This window comes from Streptomyces sp. (genome assembly GCF_019510245.1).
In the GTDB taxonomy this organism is placed as follows: Bacteria; Actinomycetota; Actinomycetes; order Streptomycetales; family Streptomycetaceae; genus Streptomyces.
Genome location: NZ_JAEKKT010000382.1, coordinates 1 through 7791, shown reverse-complemented (window position 1 = coordinate 7791; position 7791 = coordinate 1). Strand labels below are relative to the sequence as shown.

At 73.7% G+C, this 7791-nt stretch carries 10 protein-coding genes; 8 read left to right on the top strand and 2 right to left on the bottom strand.

Annotation, left to right across the window (positions count from 1 at the left end):
* Together JF597_RS52335 and JF597_RS52330 are read left to right on the top strand one after the other, a co-directional pair.
* Nucleotides 1–609: trypsin-like serine protease (locus tag JF597_RS52335; RefSeq protein ID WP_294013945.1), on the top strand; the 609-nt coding region annotated here is incomplete at its 5' end.
* The gene (locus JF597_RS52330; RefSeq protein WP_294013943.1) at nt 609–1961 is read left to right on the top strand and encodes an amidase family protein; all 1353 of its coding nucleotides are present in this window, start codon (nt 609–611) and stop codon (nt 1959–1961) included. The genes JF597_RS52335 and JF597_RS52330, both read left to right, overlap by 1 nt.
* A gap of 4 nt (nt 1962–1965) precedes the next feature.
* On the opposite strand, the gene JF597_RS52325 is transcribed toward JF597_RS52330, so the two are convergent.
* Nucleotides 1966–2430, bottom strand: coding sequence for a hypothetical protein (locus tag JF597_RS52325; protein WP_294013942.1), 465 nt, complete (start codon nt 2428–2430; stop codon nt 1966–1968).
* Nucleotides 2431–2432: 2 nt separating this feature from the next.
* Nucleotides 2433–3608, bottom strand: a complete 1176-nt coding sequence (locus JF597_RS52320) for a helix-turn-helix transcriptional regulator (RefSeq protein ID WP_294013941.1) — start codon at nt 3606–3608, stop codon at nt 2433–2435.
* A 191-nt stretch (nt 3609–3799) separates the two neighbouring features.
* On the opposite strand from JF597_RS52320, the gene JF597_RS52315 reads away from it, so the two are divergent.
* The 6 genes from JF597_RS52315 to purS all read left to right on the top strand — a co-directional run bounded on the left by JF597_RS52315 (nt 3800) and on the right by purS (nt 7583).
* Complete coding sequence (locus JF597_RS52315; RefSeq protein WP_294013939.1) at nt 3800–3979, top strand: hypothetical protein; 180 nt, start codon at nt 3800–3802, stop codon at nt 3977–3979.
* A gap of 254 nt (nt 3980–4233) precedes the next feature.
* Nucleotides 4234–4728, top strand: coding sequence for a SigE family RNA polymerase sigma factor (locus tag JF597_RS52310; RefSeq protein WP_294013937.1), 495 nt, complete (start codon nt 4234–4236; stop codon nt 4726–4728).
* The gene (locus JF597_RS52305) at nt 4728–5627 is read left to right on the top strand and encodes a hypothetical protein (protein WP_294013935.1); all 900 of its coding nucleotides are present in this window, start codon (nt 4728–4730) and stop codon (nt 5625–5627) included. Before JF597_RS52310 ends, JF597_RS52305 begins: the two co-directional genes overlap by 1 nt.
* Nucleotides 5628–5733: 106 nt before the next feature.
* Nucleotides 5734–6651: a phosphoribosylaminoimidazolesuccinocarboxamide synthase gene (locus tag JF597_RS52300; protein WP_294013933.1), complete on the top strand. Its 918-nt coding sequence runs from the start codon at nt 5734–5736 to the stop codon at nt 6649–6651.
* 81 nt (nt 6652–6732) lie between these two features.
* Nucleotides 6733–7296: an NADPH-dependent FMN reductase gene (locus JF597_RS52295; RefSeq protein ID WP_294013931.1), complete on the top strand. Its 564-nt coding sequence runs from the start codon at nt 6733–6735 to the stop codon at nt 7294–7296.
* 53 nt (nt 7297–7349) lie between these two features.
* Nucleotides 7350–7583: a phosphoribosylformylglycinamidine synthase subunit PurS gene (gene purS, locus JF597_RS52290; RefSeq protein WP_294013929.1), complete on the top strand. Its 234-nt coding sequence runs from the start codon at nt 7350–7352 to the stop codon at nt 7581–7583.
* Nucleotides 7584–7791: the final 208 nt, after the last annotated feature.

The window sequence follows — 7791 nt, the reverse complement described above, 5'->3', positions numbered from 1 at the left end:
CTCGGACTGCCGCACTACTGCACCGCCTCGGTCGTCCATTCGCCCAGCCGGGATCTCGTGCTCACCGCCGCCCACTGCGTCTACGGAACGGGGCTGGGCATCGAGTTCGCGCCCGGCTTCGACGACGGCGCGACGCCGTACGGCACCTGGACGGTCACCCGCGCCTACGTCGACCGGCGCTGGTCCACCACGCACGACACGGCCCACGACGTGGCGCTGCTGCGGGTCGCGCCGCGCGCCGGCCACCGCATCGAGGACGTCACCGGAGGCGTCCCGCTGGGCGCGGCCCCCGCCGCCGGCCGCACGGTGACGGTCGACGGCTACCTCGCCGGGACGGGCGGCCGCCCGATCTCCTGCACCGCCGACGTCTATTACACGGGGGTGTACCCCAGCTTCGACTGCGGCGGCTTCGCCGACGGCGTCAGCGGCGGCCCGTGGCTGGCCGGCGGCCGGCTGGTCGGGGCCACCGGCGGGCTCCACCAGGGCGGCTGCACCGCGGACACGTCCTACTCGGCGCCGTTCGGACCGGACACCGCGGCGTTGCTCGCCCGGGCGGCCGCCGGCGGCGCCGGGGACGTCGTCCTCCCGGCCCTCGACGACGGCTGCTGATGGTGACCGAGACGCCCGCCGGGACGGCGGTCGCCATCGCGGCGGCGGTGCGGGCGGGCGAGCGCACGGCTCGTGCGGTGGTCGACGCCGCGCTCGAGCGCATCGCCGCCGTCGATGGGCGCATCAACGCCTACCAGGTCGTGCGCGCCGACGCGGCTCGTCGCGAGGCGGACGAGGTGGACGCCCGCCCCGACCGGGCCGACCTGCCGCTGGCCGGCGTGCCGGTCGCGATCAAGGACAACGTCTCGGTCGCCGGCGAACCGATGCGGGCCGGATCGGCCGGCACCGCCGACACGGCGTCCGAGCAGGATCACGAGGTCGTGCGCCGGCTGCGCGCGGCCGGGGCGGTCGTCGTCGGCCTGACCCGGGTGCCCGAGCTGTGCGTCTTCGGGGCCACCGACTCGATCTTCGGCATCACCCGCAACCCGTGGGATCTCGAGCGCTCGTCGGGTGGTTCGTCCGGCGGTTCGGGCGCGGCGGTCGCGGCCGGCACCGTGCCGGTCGCCCACGGCAACGACGGCATGGGCTCGATCCGCATCCCGGCTGCCTGTTGCGGCTTGGTCGGGCTCAAGCCGGGGACGGGCGTGGTGCCGGCCGACCTGGGCAACGGCTCGTGGTTCGACATGGCCGAGAACGGGCCGCTCGCGACGACCGTGGCGGATGCGGCGCTCGTGCTGTCGGTGCTCGCCGGCCGGCCGGAGCTGGCCGATGTCACCGACCCGCCGCCGCTTCGGGTCGCGGTCTCGACCCGGGCGCCGTTGCCGGCGACGCCGGTGAACCGGCACTGGGCCGGCGCGGCGCGCGCGGCCGGCGACCAGCTGCGGGCGGCCGGTCACTCCGTCACGGTCGCGCACCCGCCGTACGGGCAGTCCCTGGGCACCTCGGGCCTCGCCCGGTGGACGGCCGGCACCGAGCTCGACGCCCGCCTGCTGCCGCACCGGGACCGGCTCGAGCCGCGGGTCCGCCGGCACGCCGCCGTCGGCCGGGCCGTCCTGCGTCTGGGCTACCCGAAGCAGAAGGGGCGGACGCGCTGGCAGCAGCGGGCCGGCCGGTTCTTCGAGCGGTTCGACGTCCTGGTCACCCCGGCGCTGGCCCAACCGCCGCTCCCGGCGCGGAACTGGGGTGAGCGGGGGTGGCTGGTCAACGTCCTGGCCAACACCCGGTTCGCGCCCTTCGCCGCGCCGTGGAACCTGGCCGGATGGCCGGCGATGACGGTGCCGGCCGGGCTCGACCCGGACGGCCGGCCAGTGGCCGTCCAGCTCGTCGCCCCGCCCGGTGGCGAGGCGCGGCTGCTCGCCGTCGCCGCCCAGCTCGAACGGGCGAATCCCTGGCCGCGCACCGCCCCGCTCTGACGGCCTACCGCGGCGGCGGGCTTTCCCCGGGCGGCTCGACCTCCACCACGTCCACGACGGGGCCGCCGCGCGCCGGCGGCTCGTCCGGCCGGTCCCCGGGCCGATCCCCGGGCCGCGCCGGGTTCACCGTGTGCAGGCGCACGTCGGCCACCACGTGCTCCTGGACGAGCTGGTGGCGCAGGTTGCGAATCGCCTGGTCGTACACGATGCGCCGGGTGATGCCCGGCGCGAGCGACCCGGCGATGCCGGCCAACCGCCCGCGGGTGCCGGCCAGCTCGATCGGGTTCAGGATCTCGATGGTGATGATGCGCCGGGTGCTGCTGCTCGACGCCGCCGGCCGCATCGCCTCGATGGACGCCGCCACCACCGGGTCGGGGGCGGGATGGTCGACCGGGCGCAGCCGCCACCGCACCAGGAGCCCCAGCGTGAGCAGGTTCGTCCCGATCAGGACGAGGACGACCAACAGCACGATCAGCGGAACGTCGTGGTGGCCGGGGTGTCGGTGTGGCCGGCGCGGGCGGCGATGACGCCGGCCTGGAACCGGCTCGTCGCGCCGACCTGGGCCATGTAGTCGGCGATGTGCCGCCGGCAGGTGCGCACGGAGATCGACAGCCGGCGCGAGATCGCCTCGTCCTTCTCACCCTCGGCCATCAGCCGCAGGATCGCCGCCCGGGTCTGGTCGAGCTCGGTGTCGTCCTGGTGCTGCTTGTTGATGACCTCCTCGAGCGGCGCCGCCTCGGCCCAGAGCTGCTCGAAGGTCGCCACCACCCAGGCCACCACGTTCGGTTCGCGGACGACGGCGAGCCCGTGCCGGCCCGGATCCTCGGTCGGGATCGGCAGCAGCGCGACCTGCCGGTCGACGACCAGGCTGCGGCCGGGCAGCGAGGCCGAGAACCGGATCCGCGCGCCGTTGGCGGACAGCTCGTTGAGGTAGGCCCGCGTGGCCCGGTCGCGCAGCGCGGTGTGCTGGTAGAGGGCCCGGGTCTTGATGCCGCGGCGCGCCGAGTAGACGTTCGCCACCCGGGTGCGGCCGTCGATGCGCGAGGACGGCAACCGTCCCGGTGCCACCGAGAGCAGTTCCTGCTCGCAGCGGTCGGCGTAGTGCATGAGGACGTTCGCGATCGCCGTCTGGTCGGAGACGACGTCCACCACGCCGTCGCTGCCGACCGCGGTGAGGGCCGAGTTCCAGTCGGGGACGAGCCGGCGGATCGCGTCGCGCCGCTGCTCGACCGCCGCCCGGCGGGCGCCCAGCTCGAGGTCCTCGGCCCCGAGCACGGTCGCCTCGGCCAGCATCGGGCTCACCGCCAGCAGGGTGTCGTTGTCGCCGATCCGCACCAGCCCCATGGCGGCCAGGCGCGCGACCGCCTTCTCCAGGTCGTCCACCGAGGGGCCGGCCGGCTCGCCGGCGGCCTCGGCGTCCTCGGGCGGCGCCGGCGGGGCGGCGGGGGTGCTCGGCGGGCTGCCCGGACGGCTGCTCGGGTTCCCGTCGGTGGCGCCGCGGGCGTCCCGGGCGTCCCGGCTCGGGCTGGGACCGTGACTCGCCCCTGAGAGCGTGTCCACGAACTCGGCGACGGCGCGATTCGGTTTGACCAGAATGGCGCGATATAGCGCAACGTCGAGCTCGGCGAGTTCACCGAAATCGCTCATAAGCGCCGTCCGCGAGTTGGTGCCAGGCAGGTAGCTGCCAGTTGACGGGTTTGTATTACCCGGTGTCGCCGTTCGATCCTATTCGTTAGTTCCCTGTTGGCGGTCCGATCTCCGGCGAGAACTCTGCTTTCGGATGCGGTGTCGGAGTCGCCGCGGGTGGGGCAAAAGCGAATGAAGGGTACGTAATGCGCATGGGGTCCTGGCGTCGCGTGGTGCTGGCGCTGGCCTTGATCCTGGGTATCGGGGTCGCCGCCCCGGCTGCGTCGGCTTCGGCCACGCCGTCGGCGCCGGCGAGCACCCTGGTCGGCGGACCGTCCTCCTCGCCCGGTGTCGGCGGGGCGGCGACCGCCGACTGGTGGTGGGGTCCCTGAGCCACCTGCTGCGGCTGTAGTCCTGGCAGCCGCAGCGACCGAGAACCGGCCCTGTCTCCCGCAGGCCCCTGCCCCAGTCATCGACCGGGGTGGATGAGGGGGAGGCGGGGCCGGTTTTCGTCCTGCCGGTCTCGTCCGTCGCCCCACCTCGTTCTCGCGCGTAACCTCCCGCCCACCTCGCGGCGTCGGTACTGGTGACCGGGCACGCGAGATTCGGGAGGCAAAACGTGGGACGAGCCACTCATCCCGGACCTGTGGCCGACGCCGCCTTCGGCCAGTTCGCCCGCGCGAACGCGGCCCCGCTGTTCCGGTCCGCGCTGCTGCTCACGACCGACTGGCACCGGGCCGAGGACCTCGTCCAGGACACGCTGGCCCGGATGTACCGCATCTGGGGCGGAATCGCGCGCATCGACAACCCGGCGGCGTACGCCCAGACCGTCCTCGCCCGGCAGTTCCTGTCCCAGCGGCGGCGGCGTTCGTCGGGCGAGATCCCGTCCGCGGCGTTGCCGGAAGCCCTGGCGACCGACGCCGACGCCGACCTGCGGCTGGCGCTGCTGAGCGCGCTGCGCAGCCTGCGCCCCGCGGATCGTGCCGTCGTGGTGCTGCGCTACCTCGCCGATCGCAGCGTCGAGCAGGTCGCCGCCGACCTGGATCGATCGCCGTCATCGGTGAAGGTGCAGTCCATGCGGGCCTTGGCCCAGCTGCGCGAACTGCTCGGCGCCGAGCTCACCGAACTCATCCAAAACTGATGCCACTGACCCGACTGGAGACCGACATGGACGACGACGATTTCGGCACCTTGTTCCGCCGCGCGGTCGCGACGCTCGACCCGCCGAGCGAGCGGCTGGCCGAGGCCGGCCTGCAGCGAGGACGCCGGCAGCGCCAGCGGCGCCGGCTGGCCGGCGTCGGCACCGGCGCGGCCGTGCTCGCCGGCGTCGTCGGACTGGGTGCCGCCGTCCTGTCGGCCGGCGCGGGCGGCGGGTCGGGTCGAGCCGCCGCTGGCAGCGGCGGCGCGCGGCCGGTCGCCGTCACCCCGCAGGCCGTGCTCCAGACCGCCCTGGACACCCTGCCCGCGCCGGGCCGGACCTCCGGCTATGCCGGGGCCGGGATGGACGGCTACTCGGGCACGACGTTCGTCTACGACGACGGCCACGGGGCCGCCGCCGTGCAGGTGACCCTCGAATACCCGCCCGCGCACGCCGGTCGCAAGAGCCCGGGTGCGGTCGTCGTCTGCAAGACGAAGGCCGACGGCGACTGCAGCGTCCTGGCGGACGGCAGCCACCTTCGGCTGCGGCAGGGCCAGCAGGACACGAGCGGGGTGCCGAACTCGACCGAGTGGGAGGCGCAGCTGGTGCGTCCCGATGGCGTGAGCATCGACATCATCGAGTGGAACGCCCCCGAACCGAAGGCCGCGCCGGGCAGCCGACCGGCCCCGCCGTTCACGATGGCCGAGCTCGCCGCGTGGGTCGAGGACCCGGTGTGGCAGAGCCGGATCCCGGCGCACCGGGCCACGGCCACCGCCCGGCTGTTCACGCCGGCCGACCTGCAGGCGAAGGTCGCGGGCGCCAACTCGCACGGCGCGGGCGACTGCGCGAAGGCCGCCCACGCCCACAAGCTCCCGGCCGGCAGCTGCCCGACCGGTCACTGACGTCGTCTTCCCCCTGCGAAGGGCGAGGTTTTCGGTTGCGAAACTCGCCCTTTCCAGGGGGAAGGCGCGCTCGGCGCCGGTCCGTCCCGCCTGGGAGGATGCCGGGGTGACTCCGCCCGACGTCCCCGTGCCCGACGGCCTCACCCACGTCCACACCGGCAAGGTTCGCGAGCTGTACCGGCTGCCCGACGGCCGGCTGCTGATGGTCGCGAGCGACCGGATCTCGGCCTTCGACTTCGTCCTCGACACGACGATCCCCGACAAGGGCCGCGTCCTCACCGCGATGACGGTCTGGTGGTTCGAACGGCTGGCCTCGCTGGTGCCGAACCATCTGATCAGCGTCGACGACCCGCTGATCCCGAACCAGTGGCGCAGCCGCGCGATGATCTGCACCCCGCTGCGGATGGTGCCGGTCGAAGCCGTCGCGCGCGGCTACCTGACCGGCTCGGGGCTGCTCGACTACCAGCGAAGCGGCGCGGTGTGCGGCGTTCCGCTGCCGGCCGGCCTGGTGGACGGCGACGAGCTGCCGGCCCCGATCTTCACCCCGGCGACGAAGGCGGACGTCGGCGAGCACGACGAGAACGTCTCCTTCGAGGCGATCGCGGCGACGGTGGGCGTCGAGACCGCCGATCGGGTGCGCGACCTCACGCTGGCCGTCTACGCGGCGGCCCGGGAGGTCGCCCGGGAGCGCGGGATCCTGCTGGCCGACACGAAGTTCGAGTTCGGGTACGACGAGGACGGCCGGCTGGTGCTCGGCGACGAGGTGCTGACGCCCGATTCGTCCAGGTTCTGGCCGGCCGACGACTGGCAACCGGGGCGTCCCCAACCCAGCTTCGACAAGCAGTTCGTGCGCAACTGGCTGCTCTCACCGGACGCCGGCTGGGACCGGGCCGCCGGCGGGCCGCCGCCGCCCCTGCCGCCGGAGGTCGCGGCCGCGACGCGGGCGCGCTACGTCGAGGCGTACGAGCGGTTGACGGGTAAGTCCTTCGACGACTGGTTGGGGCCGGAGGCGGTCGGCGGGTAACGTCGCGGGCTCGACCGGGAAGTTGACACATCAACGAGACGTTGTATCGTCGGTTGAGTACTCAACGAACCGGAGGACCCCGTGAAGCTTCTCGTCATCGTCGGCAGCACCCGTCCCGGCCGCGTCGGTCGCCCGATCGCCGACTGGGTGGTCGATCGGGCCACCCACCACGGCGGCTTCGACGTCGAGCTCGCCGACCTCGCTGAGATCGACCTGCCGCTGTTCGACGAGCCCGTGCACCCGTCCCTGGCTCAGTACCAGCACCAGCACACCAAGGACTGGAGTGCACGCGTCGCCGGCGCCGACGCGTTCGTGTACGTGATGCCGGAGTACAACCACAGCTACAACGCGGCGCTCAAGAACGCGATCGACTACCTGAACCGCGAGTGGGCCTACAAGCCGGTCGGCCTCGTCAGCTACGGCGGCGTCTCCGGCGGGCTGCGGGCGGTGCAGGCGATCAAGCCGGTCGTCAGCGCCCTGCGGATGACCCCGGCCGTCGACGCCGTCACCGTGCCGATGGTGGGTTCGATGATGAAGGACGGCGCCTTCGAGCCGTCGGAGATCGTCGAGGCCTCGGCCAAGGTGATGCTGGACGAGCTGGTCAAGCTCGCCGACGTGCTGCGTCCCCTGCGCGCCGCCGCCTGACCCCGTCCGGGGGCGGTCGATAGGGTGGGCGCACGCTGCACGAGGAGGAAGCCGTGGCCCGGGTGGTCGTCGACGTAGTGCTCAAGCCGGAGATCCTGGACCCGCAGGGGCAGGCGATCGTCGGCGCGCTGGGCCGGCTCGGCATCTCCGGCGTCAAGGACGTCCGCCAGGGCAAGCACTTCGAGCTGGACGTCGACGACAGCGTCGACGACGGCGCGATCGCGCAGCTCGCCGACACCCTGCTGGCGAACCCCGTCATCGAGACCTTCGCCATCCGACGGGTTTGAGTTAACGGAGCGCACCGCCCGCCGCAGCGCGCCCGCGCCCAGCCCTCTGGTCGCTCGCTCCTTCGTCGCTCGCTCCGGTCCTCGCGCTTATCCCCGCGCCTTCCCTCCTCGCTCGCTCCTTCGTCGCTCGGCTCGTCAGTCCAGGCGCGGGCGCGCTGCGGCGGGCGGTGCGCTCCGTTAACTCAAACCCGTCGGATGGCGAAGTTCT

What these genes read in the sequence shown, in the direction of transcription:
- JF597_RS52315 (WP_294013939.1), top strand. Translation starts at nt 3,800, where the DNA reads ATGGGGTCCTGGCGTCGCGTGGTGCTGGCGCTGGCCTTGATCCTGGGT.
- JF597_RS52305 (WP_294013935.1), top strand. Translation starts at nt 4,728, where the DNA reads ATGCCACTGACCCGACTGGAGACCGACATGGACGACGACGATTTCGGC.
- JF597_RS52330 (WP_294013943.1), top strand. Translation starts at nt 609, where the DNA reads ATGGTGACCGAGACGCCCGCCGGGACGGCGGTCGCCATCGCGGCGGCG.
- JF597_RS52320 (WP_294013941.1), bottom strand. Translation starts at nt 3,608, where the DNA reads ATGAGCGATTTCGGTGAACTCGCCGAGCTCGACGTTGCGCTATATCGC.